This is a genomic window from Burkholderia sp. HMSC10F09 (genome assembly GCF_001806955.1).
GTDB classification, from domain to species: domain Bacteria; phylum Pseudomonadota; class Gammaproteobacteria; order Burkholderiales; family Burkholderiaceae; genus Burkholderia; species Burkholderia multivorans.
Map to the genome: position 1 here is coordinate 1 of NZ_KV786795.1, position 1,313 is coordinate 1,313.

Consider the following 1,313-nt stretch of genomic DNA (forward strand, 5'->3'; position numbering starts at 1 on the left):
GCCGCGCGCTCGTCGGCCGCGCGTTCGCCGCGCCGCCGGCCGGTCGCTTCGAAGTCGCGCTGAGCGACGCCGAATGGCACCGCCGGCTCACGCCCGCGCAGTACACGGTGCTGCGCGACGCGGGCACCGAGCCGCCCTACAGCAGCCCGCTGAACGACGAACATCGGCGCGGCACGTTCGCGTGCGCCGGCTGCGATCTCGCGCTGTTCTCGTCGAGCGCCAAATTCGACAGCCACACCGGCTGGCCGAGCTTCTGGCAGCCGCTCGATCACGCGGTCGGCACCGGTGCCGACACGTCGTTCGGGATGGTGCGCACCGAAGTGCATTGCCGCCGCTGCGGCGGCCATCTCGGCCACGTATTCGACGACGGCCCGCCGCCGACCGGCCTGCGCTACTGCATGAACGGTCTCGCGCTCGTCTTCCACCCGGCGGCCGCCTGATCCGGCCCCGATCCGCTGACTCTTCGGAGACGCTCCCATGCTGCTCATCGTCCTCGCCTATCTCGGCGGCGTACTCACGATCCTGAGCCCGTGCATCCTGCCGGTGCTGCCGTTCGTGTTCGCGCGCGCCGACCAGCCATTCGTGCGCACCGGCCTGCCGCTGCTCGTCGGGATGGCGCTCACGTTCGCCGTCGTCGCGACGCTCGCCGCCGTCGGCGGCGGCTGGGTCGCGCAGGCCAATCAGGCCGGCCGCTGTGCCGCGATCGTGCTGCTCGCGATCTTCGGCCTGAGCCTGCTGATGCCGCGCGTCGCGGAACATCTGACGCGCCCGCTCGTCGCGGCCGGCAACCGGCTCACCGGGCTCGCGCAGCGCGACGGCCGCCCGGCCGGACCCGTGTCGTCGCTGCTGCTCGGCGTCGCGACCGGCCTGCTGTGGGCGCCCTGCGCCGGCCCGATCCTCGGCCTCGTGCTGACGGGCGCGGCACTGCACGGCGCGAACGTCGGCACCACGCTGCTGCTGATCGCGTACGCGGCAGGCGCGGCGACGTCGCTCGGCGTCGCGCTCGTGATCGGCGGCAAGGTGTTCGCCGCGATGAAGCGCTCGCTCGGCGCCGGCGAATGGATCCGTCGCGGCATCGGCGCGGCGCTCCTGGCCGGCGTCGGCGCGATCGCGCTCGGTCTCGACACCGGTGCGCTCGCGCAGTTGTCGACGATCGCGACGGGCGGCCTCGAAACGCGCCTCGTCGACCGGCTCGGCGGCCGCCCGGCGGGCATGCCGATTGCGATGGCGGCCGTCGACGGCGCGTCCGGTCGCATGCAGCGCGATGCCGGCCCGGGCCCCGCGATGATGGCGGCGGCCGATACCGCGGCAGC

2 protein-coding genes are annotated in these 1,313 nt (G+C 74.2%); both read left to right on the top strand.

Annotation, left to right across the window (positions count from 1 at the left end):
- A partial coding sequence (gene msrB, locus HMPREF3115_RS19090; protein ID WP_070555626.1) for a peptide-methionine (R)-S-oxide reductase MsrB occupies positions 1–440 on the top strand: 440 nt, incomplete at its 5' end.
- A 37-nt stretch (positions 441–477) separates the two neighbouring features.
- On the top strand, positions 478–1,313 hold an 836-nt coding region (locus tag HMPREF3115_RS19095; RefSeq protein WP_141751703.1), incomplete at its 3' end, for a cytochrome c biogenesis CcdA family protein.